General features: G+C 62.9%; 23 protein-coding genes and 1 pseudogene. 5 read left to right on the top strand and 19 right to left on the bottom strand.

Annotated elements, in window-relative coordinates; genetic code table 11:
• Positions 1-166: 166 nt before the first annotated feature.
• The gene (locus AC1DZ5_RS21195) at positions 167-811 is read right to left on the bottom strand and encodes a DUF4124 domain-containing protein (protein WP_477892747.1); all 645 of its coding nucleotides are present in this window, start codon (positions 809-811) and stop codon (positions 167-169) included.
• A 5-nt stretch (positions 812-816) separates the two neighbouring features.
• Complete coding sequence (gene pyrE / locus AC1DZ5_RS21190) at positions 817-1,500, bottom strand: orotate phosphoribosyltransferase (RefSeq protein ID WP_477892745.1); 684 nt, start codon at positions 1,498-1,500, stop codon at positions 817-819.
• A gap of 11 nt (positions 1,501-1,511) precedes the next feature.
• Here pyrE and AC1DZ5_RS21185 point away from each other — a divergent pair, with 11 nt between their 5' ends.
• Entirely contained in the window at positions 1,512-2,303 is a 792-nt protein-coding gene (locus tag AC1DZ5_RS21185; protein ID WP_477892743.1) for an exodeoxyribonuclease III, read from the top strand.
• Between the two features lie 58 nt (positions 2,304-2,361).
• Here AC1DZ5_RS21185 and AC1DZ5_RS21180 read toward each other — a convergent pair whose 3' ends face one another.
• The 3 genes from AC1DZ5_RS21180 to gntR form a co-directional block, all read right to left on the bottom strand.
• A complete protein-coding gene (locus AC1DZ5_RS21180) occupies positions 2,362-2,997 on the bottom strand; it encodes a PEP-CTERM sorting domain-containing protein (RefSeq protein WP_477892741.1) in 636 nt (211 codons plus the stop codon).
• Between the two features lie 113 nt (positions 2,998-3,110).
• The gene (locus AC1DZ5_RS21175) at positions 3,111-3,959 is read right to left on the bottom strand and encodes a M48 family metallopeptidase (RefSeq protein ID WP_477892739.1); all 849 of its coding nucleotides are present in this window, start codon (positions 3,957-3,959) and stop codon (positions 3,111-3,113) included.
• On the bottom strand, positions 3,956-5,008 hold the full coding sequence (gene gntR / locus AC1DZ5_RS21170) for an HTH-type transcriptional regulator GntR (RefSeq protein WP_477892737.1): 1,053 nt from the start codon (positions 5,006-5,008) through the stop codon (positions 3,956-3,958). Before gntR ends, AC1DZ5_RS21175 begins: the two co-directional genes overlap by 4 nt.
• A 104-nt stretch (positions 5,009-5,112) precedes the next feature.
• On the opposite strand from gntR, the gene AC1DZ5_RS21165 reads away from it, so the two are divergent.
• From AC1DZ5_RS21165 to AC1DZ5_RS21155, 3 genes are all read left to right on the top strand, one after another.
• Positions 5,113-6,510, top strand: a complete 1,398-nt coding sequence (locus tag AC1DZ5_RS21165; RefSeq protein WP_477892735.1) for an AmpG family muropeptide MFS transporter — start codon at positions 5,113-5,115, stop codon at positions 6,508-6,510.
• 177 nt (positions 6,511-6,687) lie between these two features.
• On the top strand, positions 6,688-7,404 hold the full coding sequence (locus tag AC1DZ5_RS21160) for a response regulator (protein WP_477892733.1): 717 nt from the start codon (positions 6,688-6,690) through the stop codon (positions 7,402-7,404).
• 2 nt (positions 7,405-7,406) lie between these two features.
• Entirely contained in the window at positions 7,407-8,693 is a 1,287-nt protein-coding gene (locus tag AC1DZ5_RS21155; RefSeq protein ID WP_477892731.1) for a sensor histidine kinase, read from the top strand.
• Between the two features lie 24 nt (positions 8,694-8,717).
• Here AC1DZ5_RS21155 and AC1DZ5_RS21150 read toward each other — a convergent pair whose 3' ends face one another.
• The 4 genes from AC1DZ5_RS21150 to AC1DZ5_RS21135 form a co-directional block, all read right to left on the bottom strand.
• Positions 8,718-9,998: an ROK family transcriptional regulator gene (locus AC1DZ5_RS21150; RefSeq protein WP_477892729.1), complete on the bottom strand. Its 1,281-nt coding sequence runs from the start codon at positions 9,996-9,998 to the stop codon at positions 8,718-8,720.
• An 83-nt stretch (positions 9,999-10,081) separates the two neighbouring features.
• Entirely contained in the window at positions 10,082-10,879 is a 798-nt protein-coding gene (locus AC1DZ5_RS21145) for an ATP-binding cassette domain-containing protein (RefSeq protein ID WP_477892727.1), read from the bottom strand.
• A 1-nt stretch (position 10,880) separates the two neighbouring features.
• A complete protein-coding gene (locus tag AC1DZ5_RS21140; RefSeq protein WP_310342664.1) occupies positions 10,881-11,837 on the bottom strand; it encodes an ABC transporter permease in 957 nt (318 codons plus the stop codon).
• Positions 11,838-11,947: 110 nt separating this feature from the next.
• Positions 11,948-12,934 carry a substrate-binding domain-containing protein gene (locus AC1DZ5_RS21135; RefSeq protein ID WP_477892725.1) on the bottom strand — a complete coding sequence of 329 codons (987 nt, stop codon included), beginning with the start codon at positions 12,932-12,934 and terminating at the stop codon, positions 11,948-11,950.
• A gap of 135 nt (positions 12,935-13,069) precedes the next feature.
• Here AC1DZ5_RS21135 and AC1DZ5_RS21130 point away from each other — a divergent pair, with 135 nt between their 5' ends.
• Positions 13,070-13,720 carry a nucleoside/nucleotide kinase family protein gene (locus tag AC1DZ5_RS21130; RefSeq protein ID WP_477892723.1) on the top strand — a complete coding sequence of 217 codons (651 nt, stop codon included), beginning with the start codon at positions 13,070-13,072 and terminating at the stop codon, positions 13,718-13,720.
• Positions 13,721-13,962: 242 nt separating this feature from the next.
• Here the strand turns inward: AC1DZ5_RS21130 and AC1DZ5_RS21125 are convergent, their stop codons facing one another.
• From AC1DZ5_RS21125 to AC1DZ5_RS21080, 10 genes and pseudogenes are all read right to left on the bottom strand, one after another.
• Positions 13,963-15,501, bottom strand: coding sequence for a methyl-accepting chemotaxis protein (locus tag AC1DZ5_RS21125; protein WP_477892721.1), 1,539 nt, complete (start codon positions 15,499-15,501; stop codon positions 13,963-13,965).
• 9 nt (positions 15,502-15,510) lie between these two features.
• Entirely contained in the window at positions 15,511-16,038 is a 528-nt protein-coding gene (locus AC1DZ5_RS21120; RefSeq protein ID WP_477892719.1) for an Lcl C-terminal domain-containing protein, read from the bottom strand.
• Positions 16,038-17,024 (bottom strand): substrate-binding domain-containing protein, encoded by a 987-nt coding sequence (locus tag AC1DZ5_RS21115; RefSeq protein ID WP_477892717.1) that lies wholly within the window; start codon positions 17,022-17,024, stop codon positions 16,038-16,040. Before AC1DZ5_RS21115 ends, AC1DZ5_RS21120 begins: the two co-directional genes overlap by 1 nt.
• 207 nt (positions 17,025-17,231) lie before the next feature.
• Positions 17,232-18,236 (bottom strand): lipopolysaccharide heptosyltransferase II, encoded by a 1,005-nt coding sequence (waaF, locus tag AC1DZ5_RS21110; RefSeq protein ID WP_477892715.1) that lies wholly within the window; start codon positions 18,234-18,236, stop codon positions 17,232-17,234.
• Positions 18,226-18,432: a zinc-finger domain-containing protein gene (locus AC1DZ5_RS21105; RefSeq protein WP_477892713.1), complete on the bottom strand. Its 207-nt coding sequence runs from the start codon at positions 18,430-18,432 to the stop codon at positions 18,226-18,228. Before AC1DZ5_RS21105 ends, waaF begins: the two co-directional genes overlap by 11 nt.
• A gap of 3 nt (positions 18,433-18,435) precedes the next feature.
• Complete coding sequence (locus AC1DZ5_RS21100) at positions 18,436-19,374, bottom strand: branched-chain amino acid transaminase (protein WP_477892711.1); 939 nt, start codon at positions 19,372-19,374, stop codon at positions 18,436-18,438.
• Between the two features lie 48 nt (positions 19,375-19,422).
• The gene (locus AC1DZ5_RS21095) at positions 19,423-19,809 is read right to left on the bottom strand and encodes a glycerate kinase (protein WP_477892709.1); all 387 of its coding nucleotides are present in this window, start codon (positions 19,807-19,809) and stop codon (positions 19,423-19,425) included.
• Between the two features lie 57 nt (positions 19,810-19,866).
• A complete protein-coding gene (locus AC1DZ5_RS21090) occupies positions 19,867-21,639 on the bottom strand; it encodes a methyl-accepting chemotaxis protein (RefSeq protein ID WP_477892707.1) in 1,773 nt (590 codons plus the stop codon).
• A gap of 90 nt (positions 21,640-21,729) precedes the next feature.
• Positions 21,730-23,097: a DNA repair protein RadA gene (gene radA, locus AC1DZ5_RS21085; protein WP_477892705.1), complete on the bottom strand. Its 1,368-nt coding sequence runs from the start codon at positions 23,095-23,097 to the stop codon at positions 21,730-21,732.
• A 207-nt stretch (positions 23,098-23,304) separates the two neighbouring features.
• Positions 23,305-23,413 (bottom strand): annotated as a pseudogene (locus AC1DZ5_RS21080) (IS30 family transposase); the annotation flags it as partial.

Raw genomic sequence — 23,413 nt, 5'->3', positions numbered from 1 at the left:
GCACTTGCAGCGTCTTCTAGACCAGGCCCGCTACTTCGTGCTGCCCGTGCGACGCACGGATCGCAGTTTCCCACGCCAGGTCAAACGCTCTACGCGCAGCAAGTACCCATCAAAAAAATGCCAGTCAGCTCTTAACTGACTGGCATTGCTCTTGTGAGGCCTTTTTTTATTTGGCCGCTGGGCCCAGCTGTGCCCAGAGCTGGCGCAAGCGCACCAGTTCATCGTCAAACCGCGCATTCACGCGTTTGGACTCCGCATCCTGCTCGCCGATGAAGCGCTTTTGCACCGACTGGCTTTGCGCGTTTTCGTCCGACTGGCGGCGCAGGTAGGCCGGGGCCTTGCTGGGGTCCTTTTTGTAGAACTCCATTTCCTCGTCAATCGCCACGCGTTGGCGCACCAGTTCTTCCAGCCGGGTGGTGGCCGCTTTGGTCACCGCAGCAATCTGTGCTAGCGCATCGGCACGCTCCTGGTCATGCACGGTCTTGTTGGGGTAACGCGTGAGCAACGCACGGTCACGGCGTTTTTCCTCGGCCGCACGTCCCTGCTCTTCTTGCGCGCGTTTTTCCTTTTGCTCCAGCTCGGCCTTTTCCTGCGCGGTCAGCGTGGGGCCGACCTTGGCGCGCACGGTACCACTGGGGTTCAGCACCTTTTGCTCACGGTCTACGCATTCCGGAATCGGCCGGTCGGCCGTGAGTTTGCGTCCTTTGGCATCGATGCAGGTATACACGCCGCCGGCTATGGGCGCGCTTTGCGCCCATGCTGTCGCCACAGTTCCAACGGCCGCCGCACACAGCAGCGCAGCCCTCATCATTCTTGTCATGCGTCTCCTTCTTCCACGCCGTAGCGCTGACGATAGGCCAGCACCCTTTGGTGGTCCGCATCTGTGCCGGACCCATTGCGGGACTCCAGATACTGCATTAAATCGCCCAGCTTCGCAATTGCGCACACCTGCAGGCCTAGCTGGTTGCGCACGTACTGCACGGCGCTGTAAGGCACATCCTGGCCGTTTTCGGTGGCTTTTTCCTGGCGATCCAGCGCGATGCACACGGCATGCGGCGTAGCACCCGCGGCCTGGATGATGGCAATCGATTCGCGGGCCGCAGTGCCTGCCGACATCACATCGTCAATCACCAGCACCCGCCCCTTGAGCGGCGCGCCGACCAGGGTGCCACCCTCGCCGTGGTCCTTGGTTTCCTTGCGGTTGTAGGCAAACGGCACATTGCGGCTCTGCCGCGCCAGTTCGATAGCGACGGCAGCGCCCAAAGGAATGCCCTTGTAGGCAGGGCCAAACACCATATCAAACTCAATGCCGCTGGCCAGCAAACGCTGGGCATAGAATTCGGCCAAACGCCCCAGTTTGGCACCATCGTCAAACAGGCCCGCGTTGAAGAAGTAGGGGCTCATGCGCCCGGCCTTGGTTTTGAACTCGCCGAACCGCAGCACCCCGCAATCCACGGCAAACCGCACAAAATCCTGCGCCAACGGGTCTCGATCCGACATGGGAGTATTCCTTGTTTAAATTAACCAGCCTCAACCTCAACGGCATTCGCTCCGCCACCAGCAAAGGGCTCGAAGCCTGGCTCGCCCAGGCCCGGCCCGATTGTATTTGCGTGCAGGAAGTCAAAGCCCAGGCCGCCGATGTGGCCAACAAGTTTGAGTCCCTGGCCGGGCTCAAGGGCTATTTCCACTTTGCGGAGAAAAAAGGCTACTCGGGTGTGGGCGTTTACACCCACCTGGAGCCCAGCGACGTGGTGATTGGCTTTGATGGGGGTGAATTCGATGGCGAAGGCCGCTATGTAGAGTTACGGTTTGACACGCTGGCCCGCAAACATTCGATCATCAGCTCCTACTTCCCCAGCGGCTCGTCGGGTGAAGAGCGCCAGTTGGCCAAGTTCCGGTTTTTGGGCGCGATGTACCCGCACCTGCAGGCACTCAAGGCCGAGCGCGATTTCATTCTGTGCGGCGACATCAACATCGCCCACAAAGAGGCCGACTTAAAGAACTGGCGCAGCAACCAAAAGAACAGCGGCTTCACACCCGAAGAGCGGGCCTGGGTGACCAAGCTGACCAGCGAGGGCGGCATTGTGGACGTCTACCGCCAGCTAGAGCCCGACACCACCGACGCCTGCTACACATGGTGGAGCAACCGCGGCCAAGCCTATACCAACAACGTGGGGTGGCGATTGGATTACCACTTGGCTACACCTACCTTGGCAGCGGGTGCGCGCACAGTGGACATCTACAAAACCGAGAAGTTCTCGGACCACGCTCCCATTACCATTGGCTACGACTTCGGGCTGTAACTCCTACCCGCCAATGAAAAAGAGCCCTCAAGAGGGCTCTTTTTTGTATGCACGTTGATTAGACGCGGTTCTTACGGCGGCGGGCCACGGCCCCCAACAGCGCCAAGCCGCTCAGCATCAGTGCGTAGGTTTCAGGCTCAGGAACCGCAGTGGTGATCGAGATCTTGATGATCATGTCGTCGTAGTCTTTGTCACCGGTGTAGTTGTCATTGAACAGCACCAAAGCGCTTTTCTTGTCATGCGACAGGATCAGGCCTAGGGCATCGGCGCCATTGTGGATGGCTCCTCCCAGGTTGTTGGACTTGAACCAGAAGTCCAGTGCCCCACCGATCTTGGAGCCAGCCGCAAAGGTATACGCGCCTGCGCTGTTGGTGGTGGAGTTGATCACGCCACCATCGCTGTTGCCAAAGTAAAAGCCGTTGTTGTAGCTGGCTTCTTTGCCCACAAAGCTGAACGACAGACTGGCGGCGGAACTCAGTACCAGCTCACCACTTTTTTGCATGTTGTGCAGGTTGAAGCCGACAGCACTAAAGCCAGCAACCCAGGCCGGGTCAAAGTCGTCGCCCAGATGGGTGCTGTGACCTCCCACCGACGAGAAGGTGGGTCCTGCGGGCACCGGGGCGGCCATCGCGGCAGGGCTGATCAGAACGGCCAGCAGGGCCGACACACTGGCAATGGCTTTTAAAATTTTCACTGAGACTCCCGTACTTGTAACTAGACGTAATTTTCGCAGTTACAAATCGAAGACATGTAGTCCGAAAGAGCTAATCCGGTGTGATATTCGTCACTTCCCGCCCGAAAACTCGGTTATTTGCCCACGGCTGATGCTTTCTTGGCTTGCTCGTACAGGGGCATGACCTGTGGCAAGGCAGCCTGAATGTCCGCAATGCGGGAGTTGCCGGACGGGTGGGTGGACAGCCATTCTGGGGGCGCCCCCTTGTTGGCCGCGGCCATTTTCTGCCACAACGTGATGCCCGCACGCGGGTCAAAACCCGCCCGGGCGGCCAGCTCCATGCCCACCAGGTCGGCCTCGGACTCGTCTTCGCGGCCGAACTTCAGCGTCAGCAGCTGGGCGCCGTAGTGCGTCACCGTTTGCCCCACCTGGCCCAGGCCCAGCACCTGACTTAGCAGGCTGGCCCCCAGCCCCGTGGCCGCGTTTTTGCCCATGCGTTCGCGCGCGTGCTCGCGCAGCGCGTGGGCAATTTCGTGGCCCATGACCATGGCGACTTCGTCGTCGGTGAGTTTGAGCTTTTGTAAAATGCCGCTGTAGAAGGCGATCTTGCCGCCCGGCATACAAAACGCATTGATCTGGTTGGAGCCCAGCAGGTTGACCTCCCAGGTCCACGCCTTGGCCCGGGAGTTCCAGCTCAGCGTGAAGGGAATGATGCGGCGGGCGATGGCGCGCAGGCGCCGCACTTGCGGATCGTCCTTGCCAGCCAGAGCGCTCTTGGATGCCGCCGCAGACACCATTTGGGTGTACTGCTGTGCCGCAGAATGCTCCACCTCTTCGGCCGACACCAGGTTGCTGAACGCCGAATTGCCGCCCACGTCCACACCCTCGCGGGCGCCCGCAGGGGCTGCGGCCCACAGTGCTGTGGCCAGTACTACCGCGATACTCCAGTGGGGCCTGTTGCGTCGCGCGAGTGCTTGTTTCATGTGCTTTGCCTTACTTTCAGTTCCCATCCCACATCCACGCAGGTGGCCGCCACCCTGTCGCCGCGCATGCGTTGCAGCAGCATGGCCGCGGCGCTCTCGCCAATCTCAGCCCGCGGCGTGCGGATGGTGGTCAGCGCAGGCCACATTTGGTCGCTGCCTGCCAAATCGTTGAACCCGGCGATGGCGACCCGCTGCGGCACTGCAATTCCCAGGCGCAGCGCAGCCAGCAGGCCTCCCTGCGCCAGATCGTCATTACAAAAGAAAATCGCATCCACATCCGGATGGTCGCGCAAATGGCGAGCCAGCAGCTCTCCGCCCAGCGCCAATGACGAGGGCTCGCTGCGCAGCCACTCCAGCGCAGCGTCATGCAAGCCCGCGGCTTGCAGCGCCTGGCGGTAGCCCTCCAGCCGCTGCAGCACCCGGGGGTCCAACTGAGCGGCCGCAAACGCAATGCGCCGACGGCCGGTGGACAGCAGGTGCTCGGTCATGGCCCGGCTGGCGTCCGCCTGCGAAAACCCCACGCAGTGCAAAGCCGGGTCCTGTGAAATTTCCATCAGGTGCACACAGGGAACGCCGCTGCCCGCCAGCAGGGCGCGGCTGCGCTCGGTCCGCTCGGTGCCCGTCACCAAAATGCCGGCGGGCCGGTGCGCCAGGTAGCTGGCCAGCAGCGCCTCTTCTTCCGCGGCGTCGTAGTGGGTCACCCCAATCAGGATTTGGTAGCCCGCCGGGTGCAGGGTGCGGTGCACAGCCTCCAGCAGGTCTACAAACAGGTGGTTCGATAACAGCGGAATGAGCACCACCACGATATTGCTGCGCGCGCTGGCCAGGGCCCGAGCGGCCGGGTCGGGCACATAGCCCAACGCCAGCGCCGCGGCCTCGACCCGCGCCACCAACGCCTTGTCCACACTGCGCTCGGCCCGCAGCGCGCGCGACGCAGTGATGCGGCTCACGCCCGCGGATCGCGCCACATCGTCCAGCGTGACGCGGCCGGAGGCGCGGCTTTTGCGCACCGGGCTGGTAACGGGTTCGGGCTTGCCCTCGTTGCTCAATGGAACTCCTTGCAGTTGGCACCGCATGCCTGCGAATGTGACAGGTATTATTCCCGCATGACCCTGCTCGCACCCGAAACACCCCTGATTGCTGCCCAACCCCCATGGACAAAAAACTGGGCGGTCTATCTGGAACGGAGATCCATGCACATGCTATTGCTGGAGTTTTCGCAATGACGTCGGCCATCGCACCCACCCGCCGCAAGCGCTCTGCGATGGAGGTCCTGCGCGAGCTTCGGCAGCCCAAAGTTGCAGTCATGTTGGCGCTGGGCTTTGCCTCGGGCCTGCCCTTTTTGCTGACGGCCAATACTTTTGGCTACTGGCTACGAGACGACGGGACGAGTCTGGTCGCTATCGGGTTCATCTCCTGGGTCGGTTTCGCCTATGCCTTCAAGGTGTACTGGTCGCCGCTGGTGGACCGCATCGATGTGCCGCTGCTGGGCCGTCTGGGTCGGCGTCGCGGCTGGATGCTGCTGTGCCAGATTCTTGTCACCATCGGACTGCTGGGCATGGCAGCGGTAGGTACTGCGGGTGGACTGGCCGCCATTGGCGCCTTCGCGTTGTTGACGGCTTTTGCATCGGCCACGCAGGACATTGCCATCGACGCTTGGCGTATTGAGTCTGCGTCCGACGCCGACGAGGTGGGGTTGATGACCTCCGCCGCCCAGGTCGGTTACCGCATAGCGCTCCTGGTCACTGACGCCTTGATCATCGCCGCGGCTGCCCGTGTTGGGTGGTCCATGTCTTACGTTGGCATGGCGGTGCTGATGGCGCTGTGCACGGTTGCTACCCTGTTTGCTTCGGAACCCGCGCGCGCCGACGTGGTGCTGCACCAGAAACCGCCGTTGTGGACCTTGCGCGGCCTGGGTGATGCCATCGTCGGCCCCTTCGTCGACTTCTTTGCCAAGCACAAGGTTGCCGGACTCGTCATGCTGCTCATGGTGGCGCTGTACCGCTTGCCCGACTTCATCATGGGGCCGATGTACAACCCGTACTACCACGACCTCGGCATCTCCAAGGACACGGTGGCGTGGGTGCGCGGCACTTTCGGCCTCGTAGCCACATTTTTCGGGATTGCTGCGGCGGGCATCAGCGCTGTGCGTCTTGGCTTGTTACCGACCTTGGTCATAGGGCTCGTGCTCGAAGGCTTGGGCACGGCGGCATTTGCTTTGCTCAGCGTCAACGCAGACCCAGCAGTTTTCGCTGCGGTGATGACGCTCGACACCTTTGCACAGTGCTTCGCCGGCGTTGCCCTGGTGACCTATATGTCGAGTCTGACGAGCCTGGGCTACACCGCTACCCAGTACGCGATGCTGTCCTCCACCTATGCTTTGCTCGGCAAGTTCCTGAAAGGTTTTTCCGGAATTGCTGTCGAAACAATCACACCGACCTACGGACTCCTCGGCGCCTACGCCACAGCGTTCGTGGCCACCGGTCTGACTGCCATCCCCCCCCTGCTGCTATTGCTACTTCTTTGGCGCATGCAGCGACTGAAGGGCTGACTGGCGCGAACTATTCGGCCACACCTAGCGTGCTTAAGCTCATGGGTAAAATCGCCCTCTAGCCCCCGTGAATGGTGCGCCAGCAGCTATTGTTTTGGTAGCGATTTTTACCTAACTTTACCGCTGCTTCAAACCGCAGGCATGGCGGATACAGGCCCGCGGCGATAGACTGCCGCCATGCCCCAACACCTGCTATTGATCGAAGACGATGCCCGCCTGGCCTCCATGGTGGCCGAGTACCTGGAACAGTCCGGCTTTTCCGTCAGCCACTGCGGCGACGGCCTGAGCGGCCTGGCCCACCTCACCCAGCCCCCGGCCGGCGCCGCGCCCGAACTCGTGGTGCTAGACCTGATGCTGCCCGACATTGACGGCCTGGAAGTCTGCCGCCGCATCCGAGCCCTGCCCGCGCCGCTGAGCACCGTGCCCGTGCTGATGCTGACTGCCAAGGGCGATGCCATGGACCGCATCATCGGCCTGGAAATAGGCGCCGACGACTACCTGCCCAAACCGTTTGAGCCGCGCGAGCTGCTGGCGCGCATCCGCGCCATCCTGCGCCGCAAGGTGGACACCCCCACACCCAACGGCAAGACCCTGCGCTTTGGCACGCTGGAAATCGACCGCGACGCCCGCACCGTGGTGGTAGCGGGCGCAGCCTGTGACCTGACCTCCTACCAGTTTGACCTGCTGGTGGCGCTGGCCGAGCGTGCCGGGCGCGTGCTCACGCGCGACCAGATCATGGAAGCCGTGCGCGGCCGCGAGCTGGACGCCTTTGACCGCTCCATCGACGTGCACATGGGCCGTATCCGCGCCGCCATTGAGGCTGACCCCAAGGACCCCAAACGCATCCTCACCGTACGTGGCGTGGGCTACGTCTTCGCGCGCCAGCAGGACTGAGCATGTTCTTCAACAAGCTGTACGTCCGCATCTGGCTGGCCGTGGTGCTGGCCGTGGTCGTACTCACCATGCTGGTGGGCTGGGCCTGGCGCATGGCCGCCGAGCCACCCCTGCGGGAAGTGGTGGTGCGCAACGAAGCGGGCGAGGTGATTGGAAATGGCCAGGCACGCCTGCGCCGGCCGCCCTCGTCGGGCTGGCGCCTGGACCGCCCGTTTGGCGGACCACCGCCGCCGCCGCCCGACGACAAACAATCCCCTAACAGCGAGGCACCTGGTGACGGCCCCGACGACGATGCGCCCGGCCGCTTTGGCCGTGGGCCTGAATTCCTGGTGCGCATGCAGGATGGCCAGACCATGCACCTGCACCTGCCGCGCCCACCGCAGTCCAGCATGCGTGCGCCGTTTGGCTTTCTGTGGACACTGGGGCTGGTCGCCGTGGCCGTGGCATTGGGCACCTACCCCATCGTGCGCCGCCTGACGCGCCGGCTGGAAACCCTGCAAAACGGCGTGGAACGCTGGGGCAGGGGCGACCTGAGCGTGCGCGTGCCCATGACCGGCGACGACGAAGTGGGTTTTCTGGCCTCGCGCTTCAACCATGCGGCCCAGCAGATCGAAACGCTGGTGAAGTCGCATGAATCGCTGCTGGCCTCCCAAAAGTCCTTACTAGCCAACGCCTCGCACGAGCTGCGCTCACCCCTCACCCGCATCCGCATGGGGCTGGAACTCATGGGCGCCACACCCAGCCCCAGCTTCAAACAGGAAATTTCGCGCAACATCAGTGAGCTGGACCAGTTGATCGAAGAGATTTTGCTGGCCAGCCGTCTGGATGCCAAAGAGGCGGATTTGGGTACCGTGGAACCCGTGGACCTTGTGGGCCTGGCGGCCGAGGAGTGCGCCCGTACCCAGGCTACGCTGGAAGCCACCACTGGTGAACTGGTGGTGCCTGGTGTGGCCAAGCTGCTGCGCCGCGCCGTGCGCAACCTGCTGGAGAACGCACGCCGCTACGGTGCGGGCGAGGTCAGCCTGGAGCTGGAGCAGGACAGCACCCATGCCATCGTGCGGGTATGCGACCGAGGCCCCGGCGTGCCCGAGGCCTTGCAAGGCCGCATCTTTGAGCCGTTTTACCGCCTGCCCGGTGCTTCCGAGCGCGATGGGGGGGTGGGTCTGGGTCTGGCGCTGGTCAAGTCCATCACGCTGCGCCACCACGGTGTGGTGACGTGCAGCAATCGTGTGGACGGTGGCGCGTGTTTTGAGATTCGCCTGCCACTCTCGGCAGCCCAAGCAGCTTGAGGAACCCGCCTGGGCCTGCGCGGCTCAGGGCGTGACTTTAAGAAACAGGTCGCGGTCGGGCGCAAAGTTTTCATGCAGCGGCAGCAGTGCGCCACCCAATGCGCGCGCGTCCGACCCAATGCTGCCCGCGATCACCGTAGCGGGCCACAGGCCTTCCCAGTTATAGCGGCGCAGTGCAGCCCCGGTTTCATCGATCAGGCGCTGCAACATGGCGCGCGAGAACGAGCCGTCAATCACTACGGCATCAATGTCCAAAAACGCCGTGGCGCTGACCACGCTGTGGGCCAGCCCCAGCGCGGCGCTGGCAATCCAGGCATGGGTATGGGTGGCGTAGGCACCGGCCATCGCGCGGTCGTCATAAGCCGCACTGGGCTCCAGTCCCGCTGCTTTGAAGTGCTGCTCCAGTTCCCACAGCGAGGCATGGGCCACCAGTTGCTCGGGTGGCGTGCTGCCTTCGGCCACGCCCAGCGGCATGGACGCTACAGCGCCCGCATTGCCGTGGATGCCGCCATGCAAGTGCGAATTGAGCACCAGCCCGCCGCCCACAAACGTATCCACAAACAGGTAGAGAAAACTCTTGAGGTCACGCCCCCGGCCGGCCACCAGCTCGGCCACGCAGGCCGCGGAGGTGTCTTTGGCAAAACTCACCGGCGCATCGGTCATGGCCTGCACCTGGGCACACAAATCTATATGGTTCCACTGGTCGGACACGGCCTCGGACAGGCCCAGCATCTTGTGCCAGCCACCCAGGTTGAACGGTGCCGCCACGCCCACACCCACCAGGCGCGAGGCCAATGGCCCCATGCCATCGAGGATGGTGCGCATGTGCGACTGCACCATGGGCAGCAGCACGTCAGCATCGGGAAAGTCGTAGGCCAGTGTCTCGCGCACGCGCACCTTGCCGGTGAAGTCGACCAGCAGCCAATCGGCGCTGCGCCGGCCAATCTTGATGCCCATGGCAAACGCGCCGTCCGGGTTCAGCGTCAGCGGCACCGAGGGCTGACCAATGCGACCGCGCACGCGCTCCTGCTTGAGCAACAGGCCATCGTCTTCCAGGCGGGTGGTGATGAGGCCAATGGTTTGCGCCGTGAGCCCGGTCAGGCGTGCCAGGTCGGCCTTGGGCAAGCTGCCGTTCAGGCGCACTGCCTGCAACACCACACGCTCGTTGAACTGGCGCATGCCCACATGGTTGGAACCACGCGGCCGCAACACGGGCGGCGATGCAGCAACAGGCGGCGCGCTGGCATCGCTCCGGGTGGGGGATAGGGTGTCGGCAAAGTTCATGGTGGAAGGATTTTCACCCATGTCGCCGACTTGCTGAAAACATTGTGGCGCCCCGAGCACAACGGTGTCCGGGGCACATGGGCATGGGTAATCGCCCGGCCCGCTTAAGCCAAGGCCTCCGCAGGTAACTCTTCCACCAGCTTAGCCCCCGTCATCACCGCCACCGTATCGCTCATGCTGATGACCTTGGGGTTGACCACTGCCGCACGCTTGCCCAGCCGCTGGATGTGGATGCGGTCGGCAATCTCGAACACATGGGGCATGTTGTGGCTGATCAGGATCACCGGCAAGCCCTTGTCGCGCACGCGGCGGATCAGCTCCAGCACCATATTGCCTTCCTTCACGCCCAGGGCCGCGGTGGGTTCGTCCATGATGACCACATGCTGCGCAAAGGCCGCGGCCCGCGCCACAGCCACGCACTGCCGCTGGCCACCCGACAAGGTCTCTACCGCTTGGGTCATGGAGCGGATGCCGACCTTCAGGTCGTTCATGCGCTGCACGGCCTGGGCCAACATGGCTTTTTTGTCCAGCAGGCGCAGGGCACGGCCCAGCGGGTGGTCTTTGAGCAGTTCGCGGCCCAGAAACAGGTTCTCGGCAATCGTCATGGCGGGGGCCACGGCCAGGTCCTGGTACACGGTCTCGATGCCGGCGCGGCGTGCATCGATGGGAGACTTGAAGTGCACCAGCTTGCCGTCGAGCAGCAGCTCGCCTTCGTCAGGCACAGTGGCTCCGGACAGGGCCTTGATCAGCGAGGACTTGCCCGCGCCGTTGTCACCAATCACGGCCAGAATTTCTCCGGCGCGCAGTTCGAAGTCTGTGCCGTCCAGCGCCGTCACCTGACCATAGCGTTTGACGATGCCCTTGGCCTGCATGACCAGGGTGTGTTGTTGGGGGGCGTTCATATCAACGACCTCCTTTGCGCGACATTTGGTCGGTGGCCACGGCCAGAATGACCAGTACACCGGTGATCAGGGTCTGCACCACCGAAGCCACGCCCATGAGCGTCAGCCCGTTGCGAAACACGCCCACGATGATGGCTCCCACCAGCGAGCCCAAAATGATGCCTCGGCCACCAAACAAGCTGGTGCCGCCCAGCACCACCGCGGTGATGGTGTCCAGGTTTTCGGTCTGGCCTGCTTGTGGATCGCCCACGCCGGTGCGCGCAATCGACAGCAAACCCGCGATGCCGTAGAAGAAGCCCGCCATCACGTACACACCGATCAGCACGCGGTCCACATTGATACCGGTGAGGCGCGCAGCCTCGGTGTTGTTGCCCACAGCGTACAAGTGCCGGCCCGGGGCCGTGTCAGACAGGGTGCGCCAGGCCAGCAGGTACAGCCCCACCATCAACAGCGTGCCCACGCTGACTTCGGTGCCGCCGACGGTGAAGGTGTTGCCGATGTCGGTCAGGAAGGTGGGCAGGTGCGTCACCGTTTGCGATTTGGAATAGAGCTGGGTCACGGCGAACGCAATGTTCATGGTGCCCAGGGTCACGATGAAAGATGGCAGTTTGGCGCGTGTCACCAGCAGGCCGTTGAGCAGGCCAAACAGGCTGGTCACCGCCACGCCGCAGACCATGGCCAGCGCGGGGTGCAGGCCGTTTTCCACCGCCAGCTTGGTCACCACCATAGAGCCCAGCGCCATCACCATGCCACAGGACAGGTCGATGCCGGCCGTCAAAATAATCAGGGTTTGGCCAATGGCCAGCACACCCACCACCATGACCTGCTGGACCACCAGCGAAAGGTTTTCACCGGTCAAAAAGCGGTCGGACTGGGTGGCAAAGAAGAGGCAAGCGGCCGCCAGGGCCAGCCAGGGCCCCAGCGCACCCCAAGGAATATGGCGGGTGGATGTATTCATAGCGAAATACCGTAGTTGCAGGAAACGATTAAAGCAAAGAAGAAACAGAAAGAAAGGCGCGCCGTGGCACGCCTTTCTTCTCAGAGGATCACGCGGATACGCAGGTCAGATTACTTGTTACCCCAGCACAGGTCCAGGCCCACCTTGGTGTCCTTGCTGTCCACACCGGCGACCGACTTGCCAGCGATCAGGGTCACGCCGGTGTCCACATAGCCAGAGGCTTTTTTGCCGCCCTTGGCGTAGTCAGCACCCGCGGCCACGCCCATGGCAGCCATCTTCAGGGGGTACTGCTGCGACGTCGCAGCAATCACGCCAGCTGTGGTGTCCTTGATACCCTGGCAACCGCCATCCACCGATACGATGGTCACGCCTTTTTCCTTACCAGCCTTCTTCAGTGCGTTGTAAGCACCGGCGGCAGCGGGTTCGTTGATGGTGTAGACCAGGTTGATGTCAGGGTTCTTTTGCAGGCAGTTTTCCATGGCGGTCTGGCCCTTGGCCGCATCGCCAAAGCTGTCGGCCATGCAGACCACAGCCGCATCTTTCGACAGTTCGTTGGACTTGGCGTCCATTGCGGGCAGGCCGTAACCCTTCATGAAGCCGTTGTGGCGCTGGGCACCCACGGGGTGGCCTGGAAACAAGTCCAGCGTAGCGATTACGGCTTTTTTACCACCCAGGGCGGCCTTGGCGTACTGGCCAATCAACTCACCGGCCTTGTAGTTATCAGTGGCGAACAGGGCGTCGGCGCCGTCAAACGGGCTGTCCAGCGCAATCACTTGCACACCCTTGGCCTGCACTTTTTTCACGGTGGGGATGATGGCATCGCCGCTGGACGTGATCAGGATGGTCTTGGCACCGGCGGACACCATGTTTTCGATGGCAGCGATTTGCGTGGCGGTATCTCCGTCTTGCTTGCCGGCGGCGGTCAGCAGCTTGGCGCCAATTTTCTTGGCTTCGGCTTCGGCGCCTTCCTTCATCTTCACGAAGAAGGGGTTAGTTTCGGTTTTGGTGATCAGGCCAATGATGGGTTGGTCAGCGGCAAATGCAACATTGGTGGCCAGGGCCAGTGCGGTCAGGATCAGGGTGGTGGACTTTTTCATGGAATTGCTCCTCGGTCTGTGCGACCTTGTTTTGGCTGGAATGTCGGGAGTTGGGCCCCCGGGGAATTACGCTGTCGGTCACGGCGTGGATGGACTATAGTTCTTTTCATCTACTTAAATCAAGTTGCTTTAGTTATGGAAAACCCTAACCCATCGGTACTTTTTTCGCCCCCTGTTGATACCGTGCAGCGCATGGCCGGGCTGCTGGCCACGGGTCGGCGCAAAGTGGTGGGCATCGTGGCGCCACCGGGGGCAGGCAAGTCCACCCTGGCCCAGGGGCTGGCCGCCCATTTCGCTCCGCACAGCCAGTACCTGCCCATGGACGGCTTTCACTTAGCGCAGGTTCAGTTGGAGCGCCTGGGGCGCACCCAGCGCAAGGGCGCACCGGACACCTTCGATGCCGCGGGCTTTGTGGCCCTGCTACAGCGCGTCCGTCAGCAGGTGCTGGGCGACGCCACCATCTTTGCCCCCGACTTCCACCGCGCGATCGAAGAGCCCATAGCGGGCGCGATTGCCATCGAGGCCCACATTCCACTGGTCATCACAGAAGGCAATTACCTGCTGCTAGAGGATGACGGATGGGCTGGCGCACGCACGCTGCTGGACGAGGTGTGGTACTTGGACGTGGAGCCAGAGGTGCGGCACGAGCGCCTGCTGGCGCGCCACATGCAGTTTGGCCGCAGTCGCGAACAGGCGCTGGAATGGATGGCCCTGACCGATGAACCCAATGCAAAACGCATTGCGGCAAGCCGGCACCGTGCCGAATGGGTGATTTCTGAGGGCTGAAAACCCGAAAAAACTGGGGAGGCCCCAAAAAATCGCGATTTATTTACAAAAAAGACCGCAAATTCACCCGAATGGGGGATACCGCTTTCGGTTTGTAACGCCTAAAGTTCAACCCAGCTGCTGTCACAGTTCACAAGGATCGAAGAGAAACCACCCAATAGGTTTCCTTCAACAGGTTCCAACGACGTCCCTTCGGGGACTTTACAAAGCCACCTTCGGGTGGCTTTTTTTTGTGCGCAGTTTTATGGCAGCTTGAAAACGCTGACCGAATCCACCAACGCGGTGGACTGGTGGCGCAAATCCATGGCCGAGGCCGCCATTTGCTCCACCAGCGCCGCGTTTTGCTGCGTTACCCGGTCCAGCTCGCCAATCGCCTCCCCCACCTGGGCCACGCCGTCGCTCTGCGCCTGGCTGGCGGCGCTGATCTCGCCCACCAGATCGGTCACATGCCGGATGGAGCTGACCACGTCACCCATGGTGGCGCCCGCCTGGTCCACCAGGGCCGAGCCCTGCTGCACGCGCTGCATGCTCTCGTTGATGAGTTTTTTGATCTCCTTTGCGGCGTCGGCACTGCTGCCAGCCAAAGAACGCACCTCGCTGGCCACCACGGCAAAACCTCGGCCGTGTTCGCCGGCACGGGCCGCCTCCACCGCCGCGTTCAGCGCCAGGATGTTGGTCTGGAAGGCAATGCCATCGATCACGCTGATGATGTCTCCGATCTTTTTGGAGGACTGGTTAATGCCCTCCATGGTCTGGATCACCTGGGTTACGGTCTTGCCGCCGACTATCGCCACCTCGGTGGCCTTGAGCGCCAGCTGGTTGGCCTTTTTGGCGTTGTCGGCGTTCTGGCGCACCGCTTCGTTCAGTGCCGCGGTAGACGCCGCTGTTTCTTCGAGCGAGCTGGCCTGGCGCTCGGTGCGCGCCGATAGGTCGTTATTGCCCTGGGCGATCTCCGCGCTCACCGTGGCTACGCCCTCGGAGCCGCTGCGCACCGTGGCCACCACCTGCACCACGCTCGCCTGCATGGCCTTGAGCGCGGCCAGCATCAGCGCAGTTTCGCTGCGGCCTTCGCATTCAATGTCCTTGCGCAGATCGCCTTCGGCCACATCGCGCGCGATCTCCACCGCGCGGTTGATCGGGTGAGTGATGGCCTTGGTCATCAGCCAGGCCGCCACACTGCCGGCAACCAGCGCCAGCACCACGGTGACGAAAAACACCGCGATGCTGCCCTCATAGCGCTGGTTGGCCTCGGTGTACTGGCTCTCCACATGTTGCAGCTGCAGCGCCATCAGCGCGTTCAGCTCTTTCACCACCGGGGTCACCATGTCATCCAGGTTCAGCATGACCAGCGACACCTTGTAGCGGTCGCCCTTGTCCAGCGCCTCCACCAGTTCGGCCAGCGTGGGTTGGGCCTTCTCCAACAGCGCGTTGATGCTGACAATGCCCTTGCGCTCGTCATCGGTTTGGGCGTGCGCCGTGTAGGTGGTCCATGCCGTAGCCGCCGCGGCCAGCCCCTGGCTGACCTTGGTGTGCGCGGCCTTGGGCTCCAGGCCACCCAGGGCCACCTTGTTGGCGCTGTCCAGCACCTCCACCTTGTAGGTATCGGCAATGCTGGTGAGCTGGCGCAGCGGAATCAAGCTGTCGGTGTAGATGGCGCGGATGGACTGGTTGGTGTTTTTGGCGATGTAGGCGCCAAACAGCGCCACCATGGCCACCACGGCGATCAGCGCACCAAACGAGAGGGCCAGCCGGGTGGCGATGCGGATGTTGTTGGCTTGCATGGGGTTCCTTCAGTCGGCAAAGCGCACCAGCCGGGCCTGGAATTCCTCGACCTTGCTGTCATAGATGATTTCGCCGCGGGCGTACTTCAGGCCCCAGGCGTAGTCAGCCAGCTGCTCGTAGCTGGAGCTGGACCAGAGGTAACTGGCGTCGCTGTCACCAAACCAGCGCGCGTTGACCGCGGGGCCGCTGCAGTTCAGGTCCACTAGGGTCAGCAACTCGATATAGCTGGGGAGGCGCCAACGTGACGCCGCGCCCTGCCCCGCCGAGGGGGGCGGGGTCATGGCCGCCTGCCAGCTCATCTTTTTGGCCGCGCCGGTGCACTGCTGGGCGGTGGCATCCCACTGCTTGCCAACCAGGCAGCGCTGCCACACCAGATGCGAAGTTGGGTCTCTGACCTCGGCCCCCAGGCTGCCCGCCACCTCTTGGTACAGCGCGTCGGGCTTGGTGGGCTTTTTGTCGCACTTGGCCCAGGCAGTGAGCGAAACAGTGCCCGTCAACACGGCGAGCGCGGCAGCAGAAACAAAATAGTGGCGCATCATTTTTTCCCCCAGCAGAGTTGGGTGCCCGCCGCTACGTCCTTGCTTTCTACGCCGGCCACAGCGGTGCGTGTGATCAGGTTGACGCCGGTGTCCACATAGCCCGTGGTGCGCCGCCCCGTGCGGGCGTACTCCACACCAGCGCTCACGCCTTTGGCGGCCATGCGCAGCGGGTACTGCTGAGAGGTGGCGGCAATGTGACCCTGTGCCACATCGGCCACGCCACTGCAGCCCCCATCCACCGACACCACCAGCACGCCCTGCGCCTTGTTGGCGGCCACCAACGCCGTATGCGCACCTGCCGCCGCAGGCTCGTTGATGGTGTAGACCACATTGATATCTGGGTGCTTTTTCAGGCAGTTTTCCATGGCGGCCTGGCCCTTGGCGGCGTCGCCAAAGCTGTCAGCCTGGCAGACCACGGCCTTGTCGGTGCCCAGCTCCAGACTCACCGCGTCGGGCGCCGACAGGCCAAACCCGCGCATGAAGCCGTTATGCCGCTGCGCGCCCACCGGGTGCCCAGGGAACAAGTCCAGCGTGGCAATGCGCGCGGGCGTAGCGCCCAGCGCGACTTTGGCGTACTGGCCAATCAGCACGCCGGCCTGGTAGTTGTCGGTGGCAAACAGTGCATCGGCGCCTTCGATAGGGCTGTCCAGCGCGATCACCTGCACACCGCTGGCCTGCACCTTTTTGATGGCCGGAATGACCGCATCGCCGTTGGAGGCGATCAGGATGGTTTTGACCCCGGCCAACGCCATGCGCTGGATGGCGGCAATCTGGCTGGCCGTGTCACCGTCCTGCGTGCCAGCCGCCACCAGCAGGCGGGCGTCGAGCTTGCGGGCCTCGGCCTTGGCGCCCTCCTTCATCTTCACGAAGAAGGGGTTGGTGTCGGTTTTGGTGATGAGGCCGATCAGGACCGAGGTTTGCGAATGGGCAGGAGCCATTGCCAGCCCCAGAGCGGCCAGCAGGCAGAGTGTTTTGTAGTGCATGTCTTTCCGTCCGAATACGGTTACCAACGGGTCCCAAGGCACGCCGGCCTCAGGGAATCTGCGGGAAAGTGTAGTTCGACGAAAAAGTAAATCAATAGGTTTTAATTAATACAAACCCTTAGATTGGCGCAAAAACTGGTGCTTACGAATGTCCGAGCGCTTACCTATGAAAATGGGCTCCAGCCCGCGTAATCATTGCCTGAAAAGCTATAAATACGATAGCACTTTGGCAGGCGCAATGTCTACCAAGCAGCGCGTGTGGCCCAGCGGGCACTCGCGGGCGAAGCACGGCGCGCAGTCCAGCGGGGGCTGGTAGCTGGGATCGTTCTTGAGCCAGAGCACCGTGGCCTTCGCGCTCAGCGGCGGCGTGTGCAGCGGGCTGGAGGAACCAAACACCGCCACTTGGGGCACCCTAAAAGCGGCGGCTACATGCATGAGGCCGGAGTCGTTGCTGACCATGGCTTTGGCCGAGGCGATCAGTGCAATCGCCTGGTCCAGCGTGGTTTTGCCCGCCAGGTCGCGGCACTGGCCGGGCTGCTTAGCGTTCACCGCGGCAGCAATCTCGGCGCATACCTCGGCGTCTTTGCCGGAACCCAACAGCAGCACGGGCAGCGTCAGTTGGCTCGCCAGCGCGGCAAAGTGGGCCGCGGGCCAGCGCTTGGCCGGGCCGTATTCGGCGCCAGGTGCCAGCACATAAAAGCCTTGGGCTGGCAGGCCCTGCGCAGCCAGCGCGCTGTCCGCTGCGCCGGGGAACAGTTGCAAATGGGGTTGGTCCGCGTCCAGACCGGCCTCGCCGCTGAGTGCGGAGTAGAACGCAACCATGGGCGGGCGTTCGCCCTCGGGCGGGTTCGGCAGGCGCTGGTTCAGCAGGCCCCAACGGGTCTCGCCGGAGTAGCCCACGCGCTTCGGCGTACCAGCCCACCAGGGGATCAGGGCGCTTTTGAGGGAGTTGGGGCAGACGTAGGCGGTGTCAAAACGGCCCTGCAGCGTCTTGGCCATCGCGCGGCGCGCGGCCCATTGGAGACCGCCGTGGGCAAACGGAAATTCAATGACCTCGGCCACCTGGGGCATGGCGCGGTACACCGGCGCCACCCAAGGCAAGGCCCCGACAGTGAGCCGCTCACCGCGCGCCGCCAGGCGGCGCATCAGCGGCTCGGTCATCACCGCGTCCCCAATCCACTGGGGCGCGATGACCAGGGAGTTAGTGCCCACCGCCGAAGTGTTCGCCGTCTTTCAGCTTGTACACGGTGCCGCAATAGGGGCACTTGGCCTGACCGGTGTGGGCCACGTCCAGGTACACCTTGGGGTGGGTGTTCCAGGTCTTCATGTCGGCCAGCGGGCTGGGGCAGAACACACCGCCCTGGTGGTTCAGGTCTTTGGCCAGGAGTTCAATCACTGCTTGGGACATGGGTCAGACTTTCGTGAGCCAGTGGGCGTATTTGGGGTTGCGTCCGTTGACGATGTCAAAGAATGCGGTCTGGATCTTTTCGGTGATCGGGCCGCGGCTGCCTGCGCCCAGTTCGATGCGGTCCAGTTCGCGGATGGGCGTCACTTCGGCTGCGGTGCCCGTGAAAAAGGCCTCGTCAGAGATGTACACCTCGTCGCGGGTGATGCGTTTTTGCACGATTTCCAGGCCCAGATCTTTGGCGATGTGGAACACGGTGTTGCGGGTGATGCCGTTCAGGGCACCGGCCGACAGGTCGGGCGTGTAGATCACGCCGTTCTTGATCACAAAGATGTTTTCGCCCGCGCCTTCGGACACAAAACCGGAGCTGTCCAGCAGCAGGGCTTCGTCGTAGCCGTCGTCGGTGGCTTCCATGTTGGCCAGGATGGAGTTGGTGTAGTTGCTCACCGCCTTGGCCTGCGTCATGGTGATGTTGACGTGGTGGCGGGTGTAGCTGCTGGTCTTCACGCGGATGCCGCGCTTCATACCCTCTTCGCCCAGGTAAGCGCCCCAAGGCCAGGCGGCCACCATCAGGTGGATGGTGTTGCCCTTGGGCGAGACGCCTAGCTTCTTGTCGCCGATCCAGGTCAGGGGGCGCAGGTAGCCGGATTCGAGCTTGTTGTCACGGATCACAGCGCACTGGGCTTCGTTCACCTGCTCCTGCGTGAAGGGGATCTTCATGCGCAGGATCTTGGCGCTGTTGAACAGGCGCTCGGTGTGCTCCTGCAGACGGAAGATGGCCGGGCCATTGACGGTGTTGTAGGCGCGCACACCTTCAAAGGCGCCGCAGCCGTAGTGCAGCGTGTGGCTCAGCACGTGGATCTTGGCGTCGCGCCATTCCACCATCTGGCCATCCATCCAGATTTTTCCGTCACGGTCAGACATGGAGGGAGGAAGTGCGCTCATCGTGGGTGTCCTTGTAATGGGGGTTGCAAAGATTGCAAACCGCTGATTTTACGGCCGCGTCAACTCCCAGCTTTGCAGCTTGCCGCCCAAGAACACGCACAGCACACTGGCCTGCGAGCCGTCGGTCCAGCGAAAACGCTCAGGCTGCGTGTCTTGGGGCGACTCCAGTTGGCCCAGCGCACATGTCATGGCCACCACATGCAGCAGCGGCAGGCCGGGGCGTAGCTTGGAATGCAACATGACCGCGCTGCCCACATAGCCGATGGGCCGATCAGCTGCCCGCTTGAGCACCTGCAACATACGGGTGAAATGCAACAGCTGCCACATGACCAGAGCGCCTACCGCCAGCGCCAGACCGGGCCAGCCCCAGGCGCGGTAACCCGCCACGGCCAGCGCAATGCAGCCCAGGGGCAGCAAGATGGATTGAAATTTCATACGCGAATTTTCGCAGGCCGCAGGCTCAGCGCAACCGTGACCGACGGACGCTGCAGATCAGAACGTTTCCCAGTCGTCATCGCCACCGGCTGGCGTCGTGGCTTTGGCGGGTTTGGGCGCGGCCACCTGCAAGGCGGGGCGCGGCTTGGGGGCCAGCGCCTTGGGCTTGGCCGCCAGTGCAGGGGCAGCGGTGCGGGGGGCCAAGGCGGGCAACGGGCGCTTCAGGGCCGGGGCGATGCGCGGCGGCGCCTTGTATGGCGCCCTGGACATAGGCACCGCCAGTTGATGGTCCAGTTTGAAGGCGGCCACCACCTGCGCCAGGCGCTGAGCCTGGTCCTTCATGCTGCTGGCGGCTGCCGCGGACTGCTCCACCAGCGCGGCGTTTTGCTGCGTCATCTGGTCCAGCTGGCCCACGGCCACGTTCACTTCGGCAATGCCGTCGGACTGCTCAGACGCGGCCGCGGTGATCTCGCCCATGATGTCGGTCACGCGCTGCACCGAGCTCACGATTTCGGTCATGGTCTGCCCGGCCTGGGCCACCAGGGTGGCGCCACCGTCCACCTTCTCGACGCTGGTGTTGATCAGGGTCTTGATTTCCTTGGCCGCGTCCGCACTGCGGCCCGCCAGGCTGCGCACTTCGCTGGCCACAACGGCAAAGCCGCGGCCCTGCTCACCGGCGCGTGCAGCTTCCACCGCCGCATTCAGCGCCAAGATGTTGGTCTGGAACGCAATGCCATCGATCACGCTGATGATGTCGCTGATCTTGCGGGAGCTAGCGTTGATGTCGTCCATGGTGGACACCACCTGGCTGACCACGGCACCACCGCGCTGCGCCACCTGGGCGGCCGACGCGGCCAGCTGGTTGGCCTGGCGTGCCGACTCGGCAGACTGCTTCACGGTAGAGGTGAGCTGCTGCATGCTGGAAGCAGTTTTCTCCAGGTTGGAGGCGGTCTGCTCGGTGCGGTTGGCCAGGTCCTGGTTGCCGGTGGCAATCTCTTCGCTAGCCAGGGCGATGCTGTCGGTGCCGCGGCGCACGTCGGCTACCAGGTGCACCAGTTGGTCCTGCATGTGGGCCAGGGCGCGCATCATTTCGCCGAATTCGTCGCCACGATCCACCTGCACCTTGGCACTCAAATCCCCGGAGGCAATTTTCTCGGCCACGGCAATCGCGTCCTTCAGAGGTTGACGGATCTGGCGGATCAGCACCAGGGTGCCCACAACCAGTAGGACCAGCAAGCACGCCACCAAGCCGCGTGAGATCCAGGCATTGGTCACCCGCTCCTCCTGGAAACCTTCGTTCAAGATCGCGGTTTTGTCTTTTTGCAGATCGCTGAATTCCTGCAAGGACTTCACATACTTATCGACTCCGGGCTGCAGGTTGGTCTTCAGTTCGGCAGCAGCTCCGGGCTGGTCGCCTGCGGTCTTGAGATCGCGAATCTTGCCCAGAGACACCAGCGCAACTTTGCGCTCTTCGCCAATGCGGTCAAACAGGGTTTTCTCCGCCGCGCTCAGGCCACTGGCCTCCACCTGCTTCTGAATCTCGGTGATGCGTGCGCTGGCCGTAGGAATTTGGGTTTTGAACAGCTCGTCCACCGCAGGGTCGGCGGTAGACGCCGTGGCGATGATGCGGGTGAGCTGGGTTTCCACCTGGCCCGACCACTGCAGGGCCAAATTGATTTTCTCGTTTTGGGCCGCAAAAGCAGTATCGGCGCGCGCCTGCAAGGCGGTGGTGCGGCTGGTGGCAAACACCAGGGTAAACACCAGCAAGGCCATCACGAGTGCGACGAAAACCCAGAGCTTTGCGCCCAGGGTCAGGTTGTTGGATTTCATGCGGAAGGCCTCGTTGTTGCAGCCTTGCATCTTATCCACGCAGCCGCCACGTGTGCGAGTAAATCCGCGAACGGCGCCCTCAATGCCGGATCAGCCCAGACCGCGCACCACGTTCATGGCCTCTTCCACGCGGTCCACCGCGTGGATGGTCATGCCCTCGATGGGTTTTTTGGGCGCATTGGCCTTGGGCACCACGGCCACACTGAAGCCCAACTTGGCGGCTTCCTTCAGCCGCTCCTGCCCGCGCGGTGCGGGGCGCACCTCGCCCGCCAGCCCGACTTCACCAAAAGCAATGAAGCCTTTGGGCAGCGGTTTGCCACGCAAGGACGAGGTGATGGACAGCATGACCGCCAAGTCAGCCGCAGGCTCGCCTATGCGTACGCCACCCACGGCGTTGATAAACACATCCTGGTCCATACACGCCACCCCCGCGTGGCGATGCAGCACGGCCAGCAGCATGGCCAGGCGGTCCTTGTCCAGGCCCACGCTCAGGCGCCGTGGCGACGGCCCTCCGCTGTCCACCAGCGCCTGAATCTCCACCAACAGCGGGCGGGTGCCTTCCAGCGTCACCATCACGCAGCTGCCGGGCACCGGCTCGGCGTGCTGGCTCAAAAAGATGGCGCTGGGGTTGCTCACGCCCTTGAGGCCCTTTTCGGTCATGGCAAAGACGCCAATCTCGTTGACGGCGCCAAAGCGGTTTTTGATGGCGCGCACCAGGCGGAACTGGCTGTGCGTGTCACCCTCAAAGTACAGCACAGTGTCCACCATGTGCTCCAGCACACGCGGCCCAGCCAGCGCGCCTTCTTTGGTCACATGCCCCACCAGCACGATGGCCGTGCCGCTGGCCTTGGCCGCGCGCGTTAGGTGCGCCGCGCATTCGCGCACTTGGGCCACTGAGCCCGGGGCGCTGGTGAGTTGCTCCGAGTAAACGGTCTGGATGGAGTCGATGACTGCCACATCGGGGCGATGGGCGTCCAGCGTGGCGAGGATTTTTTCGAGCTGGATTTCGGCCAGCACCCGCACCTGCGAATGGTCCAGCCCCAACCGGCGCGAACGCAACGCCACCTGGGCCCCACTCTCTTCCCCGGTGACATACAGGGTGTTTTTGCCAGAGCGCTGCAGCGAGTCCAGCGCCTGCAACAACAGCGTGGACTTGCCAATGCCAGGGTCACCGCCAATCAACACCACGCCGCCCTCCACCATGCCGCCGCCCAGCACGCGGTCCAACTCCTCGTGGCCGGTGGGGGTGCGCTCCACGTCGCTGGCTTCGATGTCCGACAGCACCGCTACCTCGGCAGTTTTGGCCAACGAGGCAAAGCGGTTTTTGGCCGGACCGTCGCTGCTGGCCACCGATTCGATCAGCGTATTCCAGGCCTGGCAGTGCGGGCACTTGCCCAGCCACTTGGGGCTGGTGCCGCCGCATTCGTTGCAGGTGTAAACGGTTTTGTCTTTGGCCATGGCCGAATAATACTGTATGTATTTACAGATACCAAGCCGTGGCAGACCGTACGCTGACGCACCCGCGGTCGCGGCTGGCGGGTGCATCATCCCCTGTGGGAGACTCGGTCGGCATTTCAGATGATTTCTATTTGCTATGATTTCAGGAGCTACTCGCGCATATTCCATGGGGGGCGCGCTCAAATCCAAGTGCAACACGAAGGTAGTTTATTGGATTGATTGAGTTGGCTCTTCGAGCTTGGCCAGCCAACCACTGTAGACCTCATGCGGTGTGCACCAGTCCAGTGTTTTCCTGGGTCGGCCATTCATCAGGTCC

The sequence above is a fragment of the Rhodoferax sp. P1_F3 genome (assembly GCF_056405715.1).
This window is presented reverse-complemented; position numbering and strand designations above follow the sequence as displayed.